Annotated in this window: 9 protein-coding genes; 3 read left to right on the forward strand and 6 right to left on the reverse strand. The window is 40.3% G+C overall.

What is annotated here, in order from left to right; translation table 11 throughout:
• Positions 1-171 precede the first annotated feature (171 nt).
• On the reverse strand, positions 172-630 hold the full coding sequence (locus E2H97_RS04170; protein WP_133405969.1) for a hypothetical protein: 459 nt from the start codon (positions 628-630) through the stop codon (positions 172-174).
• 379 nt (positions 631-1,009) lie between these two features.
• On the opposite strand from E2H97_RS04170, the gene E2H97_RS04175 reads away from it, so the two are divergent.
• Positions 1,010-2,401 carry an alpha-amylase family protein gene (locus E2H97_RS04175; protein WP_133405970.1) on the forward strand — a complete coding sequence of 464 codons (1,392 nt, stop codon included), beginning with the start codon at positions 1,010-1,012 and terminating at the stop codon, positions 2,399-2,401.
• A 101-nt stretch (positions 2,402-2,502) separates the two neighbouring features.
• Positions 2,503-3,522, forward strand: coding sequence for a LacI family DNA-binding transcriptional regulator (locus E2H97_RS04180; protein ID WP_133405971.1), 1,020 nt, complete (start codon positions 2,503-2,505; stop codon positions 3,520-3,522).
• Positions 3,523-3,656: 134 nt separating this feature from the next.
• Here the strand turns inward: E2H97_RS04180 and E2H97_RS04185 are convergent, their stop codons facing one another.
• From E2H97_RS04185 to E2H97_RS04205, 5 genes are all read right to left on the reverse strand, one after another.
• The gene (locus tag E2H97_RS04185; protein WP_133405972.1) at positions 3,657-5,303 is read right to left on the reverse strand and encodes an alpha-amylase family glycosyl hydrolase; all 1,647 of its coding nucleotides are present in this window, start codon (positions 5,301-5,303) and stop codon (positions 3,657-3,659) included.
• A gap of 4 nt (positions 5,304-5,307) precedes the next feature.
• The gene (locus tag E2H97_RS04190; protein WP_133405973.1) at positions 5,308-6,801 is read right to left on the reverse strand and encodes an MFS transporter; all 1,494 of its coding nucleotides are present in this window, start codon (positions 6,799-6,801) and stop codon (positions 5,308-5,310) included.
• Between the two features lie 98 nt (positions 6,802-6,899).
• Positions 6,900-9,302: a glycoside hydrolase family 31 protein gene (locus E2H97_RS04195; protein ID WP_133405974.1), complete on the reverse strand. Its 2,403-nt coding sequence runs from the start codon at positions 9,300-9,302 to the stop codon at positions 6,900-6,902.
• 13 nt (positions 9,303-9,315) lie between these two features.
• The gene (locus E2H97_RS04200) at positions 9,316-11,211 is read right to left on the reverse strand and encodes an alpha-amylase family protein (protein WP_133405975.1); all 1,896 of its coding nucleotides are present in this window, start codon (positions 11,209-11,211) and stop codon (positions 9,316-9,318) included.
• Positions 11,212-11,361: 150 nt separating this feature from the next.
• On the reverse strand, positions 11,362-14,199 hold the full coding sequence (locus E2H97_RS04205; protein ID WP_133405976.1) for a TonB-dependent receptor: 2,838 nt from the start codon (positions 14,197-14,199) through the stop codon (positions 11,362-11,364).
• 679 nt (positions 14,200-14,878) lie between these two features.
• Between E2H97_RS04205 and E2H97_RS04210 the strand changes: the two genes are divergently transcribed.
• Positions 14,879-16,492, forward strand: a complete 1,614-nt coding sequence (locus tag E2H97_RS04210) for an alpha-glucosidase (protein WP_133408567.1) — start codon at positions 14,879-14,881, stop codon at positions 16,490-16,492.
• The last annotated feature ends 17 nt before the right edge of the window (positions 16,493-16,509 follow it).

The following is a 16,509-nucleotide window of genomic DNA, read 5'->3' on the forward strand; positions in this document are numbered from 1 at the left end:
AAGTTAGATGTGCAATTTGAGTTACATACGATTGCAAAAGGTGGAATACCACATTAGTTAAGCAATCAGTATAGAGAAGATTTCATTTTTGTCGTGACCTCAACACCACCAACTCACGGAGATAGAGTTGAGGTGTGAGAATGAAATAACCCTATCGCTACTGTTAGTTTATTACACCCCATAAATTTCTTTTAATCTTGCAGCAATTTTTTCATGTGCAGCTTGTGGATATTGAGGATGATTAAAATGAAGGAAACCATTATCTTCTTTATTCTTTGGAGGATGTTTTAACGTTATGCGCATATTAGGAGCATCTGGGTGCGAAGCATAAGTGCTATTCATGCGAGCTGTATACCTAATTGCATCTTGGTGATTCAATGCTCTTTGAATGTGATCAGTAGTACGGTTGCCTCTTACCCACGAAATAGCTGTAGCAAACCAGTCACGAAGATTGAATCCTGTATTAACTCTAGCTGCTGTAAATTTTTGCTTTTTTAAGTCAAATTTGACTGTATATTCTTTGTCATTAGGCATTTTTATTCTGGTATTGCAATCTAGAGCGTTATTTCCACTCTGATGAATGTGATCAACTACGGCGAGTTGAACTTGTTGTAAGCTGATACCTGACATAACTATATCCCTTTATAATCAGTTTATGCTTTAAAATTAGTCTGTAAGCAGGTTTTAAGCTAGTTATGTGATCGAGTTTTAATTTTATGGGAATATAGGGTTAACCCATTTAAAAGTGGAGAGTTTACTTCTCTTTTGGTTTAGATGAAGAGTTGTAGGTTTTCATATTTTACGGACGACTTAACGTCGTAACTTTTTTGTATAAAAGGGGGAATTTTTTCCGCTTATAAGTTTATAGTCTTTTTTCTGATAAATTTCTTAATTACATCAGATACACTCAACATTGAATACGATTGCAAAAGGTTGGTTGTTTTTTCATCTAACGTTAACCTGATATGAGCTGTTACATAATTAGAACAAACAGACTCAGGAAATAATAATGAAAACAAACCTTCTGGCAGTAACCTTGCTCCTTTCAAGTTCTGCATCTTTTATGACTCAAGCTGACACCATCTTGCATGCGTTTAACTGGAAATACAGTGAAGTCAAAGAAAAAGCACAAGAAATCACTCAACTTGGGTATAAAAAAGTGTTGGTTTCTCCAGCTTATAAATCTACGGGGGACGCTTGGTGGGCACGCTATCAGCCACAAGATTATCGCGTGATTGATAATCCACTAGGTGATACCGATGATTTTAAGCAAATGATTGCAGCGCTCAAAGACAATGGCGTTGATACCTATGCTGATATCGTATTTAACCATATGGCGAATGAAGCCAGTCAACGATCCGACTTGAACTTTCCGGGTAGTAAAATCCTGTCTCAATATTCTCAGCAATCAGAAAAGTACCAATCGATTACTGTATTTGGCGATTTAAGCCAAAACTTATTTACTGCTTCAGATTTTCATCCAGCAGGTTGTATTGGTGACTATACCAATGTTTGGGAAGTGCAAAATAAGCGTTTGTGTGGCGGTAATGGCGACCCCGGTCTACCCGATTTAACGGATAACTCATGGGTAGTGAGTCAGCAACAAGCTTACTTAAAGGCACTGAAAACCATGGGCGTTAAAGGATTTCGTGTCGATGCAGCTAAGCATATGACCATGTCTCATATAAACAAGGTGTTTACGCCTGAGATCAAATCGGGAACTCATGTTTTTGGTGAAATCATCGCCAATGGTGGCAGAGGGCATGTAGATTACGACCGCTTTTTAGCGCCGTATTTACAACAGACTGATCATGGTGCTTACGATTTCCCACTGTTTAGCCAAATTCGTAAAGCGTTCGCATTTGGTGGCACCATGAAGCACCTTGTCGATCCTGGCGCATTTGGGCAAGCTTTACCGAATCACCGTGCCATTACCTTTAGCGTCACTCATGATATTCCGTTAAATACAGGGTTTCGCAATCAAATTTTAAATGAAACTGATGAAAAGCTCGCAAATGCTTACATCTTTGGTCGCGATGGTGGTGTGCCACTGGTTTATTCCGATCACAATGAAAGTAACGATAATGGTCGCTGGCAAGATTTATATAAACGCAGCGACATAAAGGGCATGATTAAGTTTCATAATGCGACTCAAGGTCGAGGGATGAAAGTCGTGAACTCTGATGATTGTTTCATACTGTTCAAGCGTGAACACCTTGGTGTTGTCGGAATAAACAAATGCGATCAAGGCAAAGACGTGTGGGTGAATACGGCGGTTGATAATTTGTATTGGCACCGTAACTATCGTGATACCTTATCGAATGATGTGCAGCGTGTTTCAAGCCAATGGCATAAATTCTATTTGCCGGCGAGAAGCGCAAGAATGTGGTTGATGGAATAATCCATACCGATGCCAACAATCTGAATCAAATAACTCACTGTTAGCTTGGTGAGTTATTTGATATATTTTGGCGGCATAATAATAATTCGGAAAGCTACAGCATGAAAGGGAAAGCCACTTCTCTCGACATTGCCCACCTTGCAGGTGTCTCTCAATCAACGGTTTCACGAGCGCTTAGAAATAGCCCTTTAGTAAAGAAAGAAACCATTGATGAGGTTAAGCGCATTGCCAAAGAACTGAATTATAAAGTAGATAAACATGCGAGCAGTCTTCGAACTCAAACCAGCAATACGCTAGCACTGCTAATTTTTGCCGATCCGACTTCTGATAACTCTCTGATCAATCCATTTTTCTTGTCGATGCTTGGCTCTATTACTCAAGCCACAGCAAAGAAAGAGTATGATTTACTGCTTTCATTTCAGCAGCATTCCGATGATTGGCATGCCGACTTTGAAGACAGCCATAAGGCTGATGGCATCATCCTATTAGGGTACGGTGATGCCGTTGCTTTTGAGCCGAAATTAAAACAGCTGGAAGAGCAGGGTACCCATTATGTTCGCTGGGGACCTCAACTGGCTGAGCATCCGTCTGTATGTTGTGACAATAAAGATGGCGGCTTTCAAGCAGCAACGCATTTACTTAATCAAGGCCATAAAAGAATTGCCTTTATTGGCGATGCTTCTGTGCATTGTCCTGAGTTTTTTGACCGTTACCAAGGTTATGCCGAAGCTTTGATTAAATCAGGGTTACCGATTGAGCCAAAACTCCAAGCGGATGCCATTTCAACAGAGCAATCAGGGTATGAAGCTACCCTAGCTTTGTTAGATAGTGGTCAAGAATTCACGGCATTATTTGGTGCTAGTGACTTAATTGCAATCGGTGCGATTAAAGCGTTAAAAGATCGAGGTAAGCATATTCCTACAGATGTGAGTGTGGTTGGTTTTGATGATATTCAAATTGCTCAGTTTATGAACCCACCATTGACCACAATTAGACAGGATACTCATAAAGCGGGTGAAATGCTGGTGGAAGTATTGATTGATAAGATTCAGGGCAATCAACAACAGCAAGTGATGCTGAGCCCTGAATTAGTAACTAGAAATTCATCTAAAAATATTTAAAAATTCATCATTGGTAAATGTAAGGCGCAATAGTACGAACGCCAACAGAAACATACATCCATGTATTGACGACCGTTACATCCTGTAACGGACGGTTGTCTTATCGTACCATTGCCCCTAGTTGAACTGTTGCATTAGAGTTGAGTCTTAGTCCCTAATCGCTGTTGCATTGAAGCTGTTAATGCTTTTATTAATGGCTTTGATGTAATCTCTGCATTGTAAAGAAGAACTTGAACACCGTGCGCTGGTACTGTGACTCTAGATTGAGTTTTAATATCAACCTTTTCACCTGTTACGGCATTTTCCCAGCGACCAGTTTGAATATTCTCAGGCATAGAGAAAGTCTGAGCCTTATCCCCTTTATTCAACATCACCAACGCCGTTTGGCTCACACCATCATGCTGATAAACACGATAAAAAACGGCTTTAGCACCTTTTAGTTCTTCAACAATCTGAAGTCCTTTCTGCAAGGCAATATTCTCTTTACGTACTTTGGCTATTTGCTTTAGTTGCTGAGCAATTTTATGCTTTTTGGCTTTTTGAATGTTGTTAACACCATAATAATTACGATTACCAAAATGTTCGCCTTTACCACGCATAAAGCCCATTTCACTGCCGTAGTAAACCACTGGGATACCACGAGAGGTAAACAATAGGTTGTGTGCATCAATAAAGCCGTTATCGTCAGCATTCATTCTCGGCATATCATGGTTATCATAAAAGGTGCTTAACTCATATGGGTTAGCGTAAGGCCCTTTAGTTAAATGCAATGCTGAGCTAAGCGCTTCAAAGCCTTTGCCATTGGCAAATACGTTATCCATGGCTTGCTTTAAAGGGAAATCTAATACACTCATGCCACCAAACTCTGGATAAGTGTATTTGGCAATTTGCTTAGCATCGTAAGAGTACACCTCGCCAAACATAAACAAGTTTGGATATTGAACACGAATGATTTTACTGAATTGCCCCCATACTTTAGCTGGAACGTGTTTTACCGTATCTAAACGCATGGCAGATGCGCCTTGTCCTAACCATTGCAAATAAGCATCGGTAAAGTATTTTAGCGCCTGCGGGTTTTCAACATTAATATCAGCCAACTGCGCTAAGTCTGGCTTGGTATTGAACCAAGCATGTTTTGGATTCGCTTTTGGCGATAGTGACTCTGGCTTCAGGTTCATATGATCTGAAACCAGCTTGCCGTTTTTATCGTACAGCTTACCAAAGTCCGCTTGCGGCTTAGGCATCGTATAGGCTGGAGAGCCGTGATTGATCACCACATCAATAATGGTTTTTAATCCATGCTTGCCGAGCTTTTCATTAAGTTGTTGGAAGTTTAAATCTTTGGACGGCAAGTGTTTATCTAACTCATAAAAATTCACCCCCCAATAGCCATGATAGCCAGACTTGCCTCTATCCATAGCAAAGCCCGTTGGCTTGATTTCATCCCCGCCAGTAAAGGCATCTGCTGGGTTTTTTACGATGGGCGTCATCCAAATGGAGGTGAAGCCTAAATCTGAAATGTAATCCGCTTGAGACAACAGCCCTTTAAAATCACCACCTAAGTAACCGACATTGGCTTTATCGCCATTCGGCCAATTCAGAGGTTTGTTAAAGCCTGTCTCATGCTCGTAGTTATTGCTTTTATCACCATCGACAAATCTATCTGTGATGACAAAGTACACGTTCTCTTTGGCAAATGGATGCAAGGTGCCGTAAAAATCTTGTGCTTCAACATTCGAAAAGCTGGCAGCAATGGTGAGTCCTAATACTAATTTTTTCATTTTGTTACTCGCTCTTAGCTGCTGTGACTCTAAGGGTTAAAAGACCAGAAACCATAAAGCTGGTGGCACCAATCAATAATGCGTAAATTGGTTGGTTTTCAAACCCTGCTTTTAACAATACGCCTAATACACTAGCGGCTAATAGCTGTGGAATAACGATGAAAAAATTGAAAATACCCATATACACGCCCATTTTTTTAGCAGGCAATGAACCCGCTAACATGGCGTATGGAAGTGACAAAATAGACGCCCAAGCAAAACCAACGCCCACCATCGAAATCAATAAGTAATCAGGATTATCTATTACTAGGAATAACCCTAAGCCAGCGGCGCCAAAGAATAGGTTAGTTAAGTGGGCTTTTCGCAAACCAATGGTTTTAACCACAAAAGGAATGACTATTGCGGCTAACGCAGCAAAGCCATTGTAAGCGGCAAACAGTACACCCACCCAGTTAGCGCCATCGTTATAAGCGGCAGATGAGGTATCAGTTGAACCAAAATGCACAGAGGTTACCGCTGCTGTGGTGTAAATCCACATGGCAAACAAAGCAAACCAAGAGAAGAACTGAACCACTGCAAGTTGCTTCATCACGGTAGGCATTGACAGCAAGTCATCAAAAATCGAATCAAAACCTGAAGGCTCAACATTCTGTTTGCGACGCAAAGCGACGATGAATTGCAGTAAACCAAATACTGCTAAGCTGACCGTCAGAACGTAAAGCTGTTTATCCCATTGGTTTGAGAATACAAGAAAGGTGGTAAGTAAACCTGTCGCCAACCAGCCAAAGCCATTGCGGAAATAGACTTGAGCAGCAATCAATGGGCTAGAGTCACCTTTTGAATCATCTTCTTGCTCAAAGCTCGCGAGTTCTTCTGGTGAATACTCTTTGGATGAAAATACCGTCCAACCGATTGCGCCAAGTAATACTACTGCACCAGCATAAAACGAATATTTTACTGTGTCTGGAATCGTACCTTCAGGTGCCTGATTATCAACACCAAAGTTGGCTAAAACCCAAGGCAGCATAGACGCCACAACTGCACCAATACCAATAAAGAAGCTTTGCATCGAGTAGCCTTTAGGCTGCTGCTTTTTCGGCATGTTATCCGCAACAAAGGCTCTGAATGGCTCCATCGAAACGTTAATCGAAGCATCTAAAATCCACAGTAAACCTGCTGCCATCCATAAATAACTGGCGTTTGGCATTAAGACTAAGGCTAAACTGGTAACAATGGCACCGTATAAAAAGTAAGGACGGCGACGACCAAGGCGAGTCCAGGTTTTATCACTCAAGTGACCAATGATTGGCTGGACAATCAAGCCTGTTACTGGACCAGCAATCCACAAAATTGGGATGGCATCCATCTCTGCGCCGAGGGTTTGAAATATCCGACTCATATTGGCATTTTGCAGCGCAAAGCCAAATTGCAAACCGAGGAATCCAAAACACATATTCCAGATCTGCCAAAAGCTCAAATGCGGCTTTTCGTTCACCATTTGCTTTTCCTTATTATTCTTTTTGCTTTCTTGCTGTTTCAGCGATATCGCAATGGTAACGAGCTTGTTACGTTAGCAACAGCTCTTTACATACGTATTCACAAGCTTACATCAATTGATTGGCTATCTTTCCAAATCGAATTAATGGTTAGTTGGTTGCTTTTCCATTCGAATTTAACGAGTTTGCCATCAACCATAACCTTTTCAGGTTTACTGTGAATGTTGTGGATTATTAGTGTTAATTCACGTTGCTCAACCGCTTGTTGATACTGATTCAGTTGTCTATCCAATTTGAATGACAATTGCTTACCATCAAAGTCAGCATTAAACGAAGCCAGTTCATATTGCCCTTGCTCGATGCTTTTTGGGTTCTTACCATCATCATCAAACATTTGCCCTGAAGCGTGTTTCAAATTGTCATCATGGTAATAATGCAAAATAAGTTGCTCAGTTGAGTAATCTTTGGTGGATTGAATCGGCTCAACCATAGGCACAAAGCTACCAGCCTTAACCAGTACAGGGAGCGTTTCTAACTGAGTTGGAATCGATACCGTTTTACCGCCTTGATATCGAGTGTGATTAAAGAAATCAAACCAAACACCTTGAGGAAGTTGTACTTCAACGTGTTTTACAGCTGGATCAACAACAGGAGTAACTAAAAACGCCTCGCCCCAAAAGTAGCTATTGGCATTATCAAAACTGGTGTTATCTGAGTTTGCGAACATCATAGGAAGCATTAAGGGTAAACCCTTGGTTGAGTTCTCAAACGCCAAGGTATAGTTGTAAGGGAGCAATTGATAACGCAATTTGATGAATTTTCTTACGATGCTTTTAGTGGTTTCATCATGGAACACTGGCTCAGGGGCAATATTGTCTTGGGCGTGAGGGCGATATACAGGTTGAAATACACCGTATTGTAGCCAACGGGTGTAAAGCTCAGCATCAAACTTCTCACCGCCAGCAAAACCGCCTAAATCGGAATGGGTATACGCTAAGCCAAGCATCCCCATTTGTAAGCTCAGTTCAACTTGAGGCTTTAAACCGCCCCAGCTGCGACTAACATCGCCTGTCCACGGGATCATGCCATAACGTTGCGAGCCTACAAAACCGGAGCGCATCATGATCATTGGTCGCTGCTCCGGCTGTGCTTGGGTTAGTTTTTCATATAAATTCTTTGCCCATTGATGACCATAAGCATTGTGGATTTCATTGGCTGTAACTTTAGGAGAACCTTTAACTGAATCCAATGTATGAACAGTATCGTAAGGGTGAACTTCTGGCTCGCCTAAATCGCCCCACCAACCTGCAACGCCATGTTTAAGCAATGGCTGATATTTTTCCCAAAACCACGCTTGCCCTTTTTGGGAGAAGACATCCACAAGCCCTGTGTTACCAAAATAGAAATCCCATGTTTTGACCTTGCCCGCAAAGTTCTTCGCAAGCGCATCTGCCGATAGTGCTTCATCCCAACGCTTTGAAGTGGAAAGAATGAATGGCTCGGTGATCAAAACCGTGTTGACGCCTTTTTGTTTAAAGTTAGCAATCATTTTTTCAGGCTCAGGGAAGCTATCTTTATCCCAAGCGAGATTCCCCATAGTTCCTTTGATTTCTTTACCGAACCAAAATAGATCCAGAACTACAGCATCAAGTGGAATATCTTGTTCAATAAAGGCATTCACAGTGCCTTCGGTTTGCTGTTGGGTCTTATAGCCAAAACGGGAAGCAAAATTGCCTAGCGACCAGCGAGGTGGCATCGGCTGACGTCCGGTGACTTCTGTGAGGTTTTCAATCAACTCAGGATAATCTTTGCCTGCGGCAACAATGTAGGCGGTGCGGCCTGCTTCCGCTTCGAATTGCAGAATATCAGATTCGGTTTTGCCAATATCCAACCAACCGTTAGCGGTATTATCAAAAATCAGTGCATATTTTTTATTGGACATCACCGCTGGCAAACCGTAATACATTTGCTCAGCATGGGTGGTGTAACCGTAAGAGGCTTTGTTATACAGGGGTAGACGTTGACCTCGGCGATCCATACCTAAAACACGCTCACCGCCACCAATGAGCTTTTCGTTTTCGTCTAACTTAAAACGAAATCCTCGTATGTTTTCGTGAGCGATTAACCCCGATTCTTCCGCAAGCAGAAGTTTTCCGTTGTGGTGATAACTTAGCTTAAATGGATTGGCTTGGATCTTTATTGTTAGATCATCAAGCTGATATTGAAATCCAGTCTTGGTTTTAGTGAGACTGCCGCTCGTGTATGAAGCTTTTTCATCAATCGAAAATGACGGCAATTGCTTCATGCCTTCGATTCGGTAGTGGACACTCACTGCGCCTTCACCAATAGCATCAATAGTGATTTGGCTTTCATCAGTTTCCAGAAGTAGCTGCTTACCTTTAAGCGTTGCGGATTCTAATTTAGCAGCTTGAATAGGCAGAGCTAAGCACAATGCGATTGCGCTAGAAATAGCGGTCTTAGGGAACACGTTTATGGTTTTCATTATTGGTTGTCCCTTACTGCTGCAACTCAAGGATATAAGACTGTAAAGGCTTCAGTTTAAGTTTGATACTGCCTTTTCCATTCGCCACAATCATTTGCTGAGATGCACCTGTCAGTTTATCTATAACATGATAAGCTCCATCGGCGAGTTGCCAAGTCGACACTAAGCTTTTAGGTAATTGGTAGCTCAAGTCTGAACTCATATTAGGACTCTGCTTTTCAGCAAAATTACTGATCACAATCAGCTTTTGTTTATCGTCAAAACGCGCATAGCTATAGAGTTTTTGATGATAGCCTTGCGAAGTTTTATTCGCAGTATGCGTTGAAACATAGTTGCCCATTAATGCGCTTGAGTTTTTAGTAAAAGTCAGAAGCGTTCGGTAATAATTTTGCAGTGCTTTTTGTTCGTTAGAAAGTAAAGCACCATCAAATTTGCCACCATTCATCCATTGTTGATGTGCTTTCACGCCCCAGTAATCAAAAATGGTGGTGCGACTGGCTTTACCAAATCCTGCGTCTTTTGAGGCTTTTTCACCCACGGTTTGACCAAAGTAAATCATGGTTGGTCCTTTACCTATGGTTGCAGAAACCACCATTGCAGGAAGAGCTTTTTCAGCGCGACCAGCAAACTCTGGGCTGGCGATACGTTGCTCGTCGTGGTTTTCTAAAAAGTGAAGTAGGTTTTCATCAATATCTTCAAACTTGTTGGCGACTTCATCAATCACGTCAGTATTGCGTTTATCTTGAATAATTTCTTTCAAGCGATCGTACAAATCGACTTTATCGTAGAGGTAATCCATTTTGCCAAGGTGAATAAAGTCACGATAAATCTTGGGTTGATAGATTTCTGCTAACAAAAACGCATTCGGGTTTTGCATTTTGATGTGGCTGTTGAGGTAACTCCAAAACTCCACTGGCACCATCTCCGCCATGTCATAACGGAATCCATCCACGCCTTTGGCTGTCCAATACAAAGCGATATCTTTAAACTTTACCCAAGAACTTGGCACCGATTGTTGCTGCCAAAATTTGAAATGGGCTTGGTAATCTTTGTTCGCATAGTTTTCAGGTAGGCGAGGGAAGTCATAGCTGCCATCAGGGCGAACGCCATAATTCACTTTTACGGTTTCATACCAATCATAAAAATGTGGTTGCGCTTTACGGGAACCGTTCCCCGTCCACTTGGCTGGGCTTTCTATGAATTTACCATCAATCAGTGGGTGCTTTTCACCACCTAATACTTTGTAGTTATCTAAGCTTGTCGGCAGCTTAAAGTCTTCACCTTCTACGTAATAAAAGTTGTTGTCCCTGTGATAAGCCAATTGAGAGTTATCACGAGTACCAAAGTCTTCTACACCTTTAGGGTTGGTTAACGATTGATAGTTACGTGCGATGTGATTAGGCACGATATCAATGATGACTTTTAAATCATGCTTATGAGTGCGCTTTATCAGTGCTTCAAACTCTTGTAACCGCTTAGCAGGATCTATTGCTAGATCTGGATTAACGTTGTAATAATCTTTTACCGCATAAGGAGAACCAGCACGTCCTTTAACTACTTCTGGATCATCTTGGCTAATGCCGTATTTTGTGTAATCGGCTACTAGCGCGTGATGTAAAACGCCGGTATACCAAACATGACTAACACCTAAATTTTTAATGGCATTTAGGGCGGTATCGTCAATATCTAAAAACTTGCCTACACCGTTTTCCTCTTTAGTTCCCCACTCTTTATTGGTGCTATTTTTATTGCCAAATAAGCGAGTGAACATTTGGTAGACGACAGGTTTATGGGAGTCAGCGTTTTGCGAAGTAACTACTTCAGATTTTGGCTCTGTTGATGATTTGCAGCCTAGTAAACTGAAGCTTGTAGCTAAAGTTGAGCATAAAAGTAAGGTATATTTTTTCATTTTTTATTCAACCTACGATTAACTTTGTTCTTATCAAGTGCTGAAAGTAATTTTGCATTTGAGTTTTAAGCAAACTGTATTTAAATTTGAATTCAAGCTTGTATAAGCAAAAAAGCCCTGCTCAAGGCAGGGCTAGTAAGTGGCTTTGCATTATAGGGAGTAGTTAAAGCCTAAGAAAAATTGGCGTCCAAAGTTTTGGATTGTGCCTGTTTGGTGTTTTTTACCAAAATATGTTTTGTTTGCTTCATCAGTTAAGTTATTAACTTGGAGCAGTAATTTCACGCCATTGTCAAAAGCATACGATGCTTGATAATCCAGAACCGTTTCAGCATCAAAGAATGCCAATTGAGACTCTACTGCTACTTGCTCTGAAACATATTTACTACGATATCGCATACTTAAACGAGTATCGAAACCATCTAATGTATAAAACAATGTTGTATTAAGAACATGCTTAGAAAGGCCTGGTAATGGAATATCTAAATCAGAGCCACTTAAGTTAGTTGTAAATTTGACCTCACTGTCTGAAAAAGAATAACTACCTGTAAAACCTAACCCATTAAGTGCATCTGGTAAAAAATCAAAAATTTGGGTATATGCAAGCTCTAATCCACGAATATAACCGCCTTTATCGTTGTTTATCGCAGTTTGATATTGTCCTTCATTTTTAATTACATCATAAGTAACACCATTATCAGTTACTGTGTCAGGAACAATAAATCCTTCTTTTTCAAAATCAAATGGTTTAATGGTGAAGTTATTAATGAATGACTTGATATTCTTATAGAATAACGCAACTACAAACGCGCCTTCACTTTCTGAAAAATATCGCTCATAAGATAAATCAAACTGATCTGCATAGAATGGATCTAGTAGTGGGCTGGTATTTCCCCAAGAGTTATATACTTTATAAGTTTTTTCTTGTGGAGTACCTTTATTGACAACTTTGTCGTGATACCAATTTCCACGTCCTGACTTAAGTTTATCAATTGGTGGACGAGCCATTACTTTTGCTGCTGCAAAGCGTATTTGGTCGTTTTCAGTTAAATGAAAATTCAAGTTAAGTGAAGGTAAGTAATCTGTGTATTTTTGACCAACTTCATTACGAATGTAATCTTTACTTATCACTCCATTGTCATCAGCAATTTCTTCACCTAAACCAAAGCCTACTTGTTGCAAACCTGAAGAGTACTGATCTGTATTGACAATGCGAACACCAAGATTACCAGTAACCTTAATATCAGCAAGCTCAAAATCTAGATTGCCTTGTACATACCCTGCTAAAACATCTTCATTGACAGAGCCACTTTGGATCATTGTCCAGCTATTTCCCCAGTTTGCAGTCGGTTTAAATGGACCTTTTCCAGTTTTAGCAAGCTGCTTATTAACAAGAGCAACAGCTTTATCAAAGTCAATTTTTAGGAAGCTTGGGAAACCAGATAATTCACCACCAAAATCAACAACACTTGTCATATCCTTGTTGAGGCGAAGTACAGGTTGATTGTCAGGATTTTTACCAAATTCATTACCATAGCCAGCTTGAGAACGCTGTGCATTGAACTCTCTTTCAGAGTAACGAACTCCAAACTCAACAGAGCTTAAAAAATCATTTTCAAGTTCATATTTGAAATCAAGCTTATAAGCGACTAATTCATTTTGTTGATCATACGGCCACATACCAACTTGGCGTAGTCCAAGTTTATTAATGTCGGAGTAATCACCAGAAAAACTTGCCGTAGCGTGATTTAGACCATTCAAACGATAAGTGACAGATTCCGGAGCTCGAATTTGAGCGTCAATATCGTTATAGAGAACAGCACGCGTTCCACCGTTTACGAATTTTCCATCTGCCTTTGAATAGCTTATGTCAGCTGCTATCGTTAGCTTTTCCCCATCGTTCCATTCAACATTGAATGCACCTGAGGTTAGGTCTGATAACTTGGTATCATCATCGTTTACGACGAAAACTGCGAAATTTCCATTTCCTTCAGAAGAAACAGTACCACCAACCATTGAGCCATTTTCAATAATAGGATTGGTGATTTTTCCATCTTTAAGATTTTTTACTCGATAGCCTCTTGCGAAGTTCTTTGAGTCAAATTTAGAATGAAAAACATCGGTTTTAATGCTCCAATTATCATTAGGTTGCCAATGAATCGCAGCCATGTAACCGTCGCGCTTATCTTCCCCGCCTTTTTGTTGTACTTCGAAGCCTTCACTTATAGATTCTTCTGAACCTGAACCATTTAAATCACGTTTACCGTCATTAAAACGCAACCCAATGAATTGACTGGATACATATGGCTGGTATAAATGCGCATAGCCTGCAGCAATTCCTAAGGTATCTTCTAAAAATTTACCTTGATATGAAAAACTTAAGCGATTACCAAATTTATTAGCATCTGAAACTTCATCTGCGCGATCATTAAAAGCGCCTCTTACGTTAATGTTGAAAGAATGCTCTTTTTCACTTTTCAATGGATCTGCTGTTTTTAATTCGACTGTGCCAGCAACACCGCCTTCAATAAGCGAAGCTTTTGGAGATTTATATACAGCAGCTTGATTAATTAACTCAGATGGATATTGGTCAAATTCAATGGCGCGTTTACCACCAGTAGTCACTTGCTCTCGACCGTTTAAGGTTGCAAAAACAAAGTCACCATCTAGTCCTCGAATATTTAATCCGCTAGCTTGACCACCAGTCCGAACGGCTGTAACACCGGGCAATCGAGTTAAAGCATCTGCAATAGAAGAGTCTGGAAGTGCGCCTAAGTCATCTGCAGAAATAGTTTCAGAGATAGTGTCATTAAAACGTTTGGCGTTGAGTGATTTTATTACACTTGTTCTGAAGCCTTTAACTTCAATAACTTCGATATCATCTTTCTGTGCTTCTTTTTCTTTAACTTTTTCATCAGCAGCGTAAGTATTTGCACTTAGACCAGCTGATAGTAGCGCAAGTGTCAGCATGCTTGGCTTAAACGGTGACATAGTATCTCCATATAAGTAGTTATTATTATTGAGGCCGAATGTTACGGAGTGTTACTAAATACCGTGTACCGCTTTATCAGCCACTTTAATTCCTATAGTTCTTGTTGTTTTCTATAGGCACAAATTCATCACGGCTGAATGTTAATCAAATGAATATATGGCTAACAAACTTCTACATACGTATTCAAAGTTTGGATAATAGCAGTTAGTGCTGCGGTTCGAGAACAAAAAAGACTTTTATGCTTTAGGGTTTAAAATTTTTGAGTTCCTTTAAGTTGTTGAAATATATAAGTTTCTTCCTTTGTTTTAAATGTTTTTTATTTTTATTGGTGCTGCTTTTTTGGCTATGTATTAAAAGCTTACGATTCTAAATAAAATCGGCTTTACATGTTGTTATCAACCAAATCTTTCATGCTTTTTATATCTCATGTTTTTTAACAAACATTTGTGTAATAAATTACATTTTAGCTAGGTTGGGTGCTAGAAAATCGTATTGATATGCTGATTTTTATCTCACCACTAGGTTAGATGTGAAAGTTTATTACAAAATGGTTAATTGTTTTTTGAATTCGTATGCACAATGACTCAGGCAAAGGCTTTGTTTACTATCTGCGATATTTACTAAAGCAGGTAGGTGAATCGTTTTCTCACTTACGCACAAAAGAAGTCGAGCAATAAAATGAGTCAGTCTGAAATTCAATGGTGGAAAGGCGCCATGATTTACCAAGTCTACCCACGTAGCTTTGCTGATAGCAATGGCGATGGCATTGGTGACTTAAAAGGGATCACCAATAAACTTGAATACATTGCTAGCCTTGGTGTCGATGCGATTTGGATATCACCTTTTTTCAAATCTCCGATGAAGGATTTTGGTTACGACATTGCCGACTATCGTGACGTTGACCCACTATTTGGAAACATGGCTGACTTTGATGAGTTACTTGAGAAAGCTCATGCTTTAGATTTAAAAATCATGATTGATCAGGTGTTAAGTCATACATCAAATGAGCATGATTGGTTTAAAGAAAGTCGCAATTCAAGAGATAATGCTAAAGCAGATTGGTATGTTTGGGCAGATGCAAATGAAGATGGCACGCCACCTAATAACTGGATGTCGATTTTTGGTGGTGTTGCTTGGCAGTGGGAGCCTCGTCGTCAGCAATACTATTTACACAACTTTTTATCGTCGCAGCCTGATCTCAACTTTCATAACCCTGATGTGCAGCAAGCCGTACTTGATAATGTAGAGTTTTGGCTGAAAAAAGGCGTTGATGGGTTAAGACTCGATGCGATTAATTTCTGTTTTCACGACCAACAACTAAGAAACAACCCTGCTAAACCTGTCGATAAACGTCAGGGGCGTGGTTTTTCTGAAGACAACCCGTATGCGTTTCAGTATCACTATTACAATAACACTCAGCCTGAGAATTTAGAGTTTCTTGAACGCTTACGTGCCATGATGGATAAGTACCCCAATACAGCGGCGTTAGGTGAAATTTCTTCAGAAGATTCATTAGCGACTATGGCAGAATACACCGAAGATGGTCGTATTCATATGGGCTATAGCTTTGAATTGTTAACTGATGATTATAGTGCAAGCTATATTCGTGAAACGGTAAGCCGCCTAGAAGAAAATGTCGCATCGGGTTGGCCATCATGGTCTGTAAGCAATCATGATGTAAAACGCGTTGCCAGCCGTTGGGGTATGGGCGAAGCAAATTCAGAGCAGTGCAAAATGATCACCGCACTTGTGGCAAGCTTGAAAGGTAGCATCTGTTTTTATCAAGGTGAAGAGCTTGGTCTACCTGAGGCTGATATTGCATTTGAAGATTTACAAGATCCTTATGGCATTACCTTCTGGCCAACATTCAAAGGTCGCGATGGATGCCGTACTCCGATGCCATGGAAAGTGAACGAGACTAATGCAGGGTTCAGTGAAGCTAAACCTTGGTTACCTGTGGTCGATAGTCACAAGCCTTTGTCTGTTGATGTACAAGAGAATGACCCAAACTCTGTATTGATGGCTTTCAAAAACTTTATGGTATGGAGAAAATCTCATCCGTCATTGATTGCAGGCGATATTGAGTTTATTAAAACTGAAGAACCGATTTTGATGTTTAAACGCAGCTTTGAAGGTGAGACTGTTATCTGTGGCTTTAACCTTTCTGAGCGTGAAGTTAAAGTACCTGCATTAGTAGCTATACAGTTACTTGAACATCCACTAAAAGCTAAGGCAAGCCTAAATAAAAATGAGATAACTTTCCCAGCTTATGGTGTTTTATACGGAAAGTAACCTTAGGTTATCTAGAT

This window comes from Parashewanella tropica (genome assembly GCF_004358445.1).
GTDB classification, from domain to species: domain Bacteria; phylum Pseudomonadota; class Gammaproteobacteria; order Enterobacterales; family Shewanellaceae; genus Parashewanella; species Parashewanella tropica.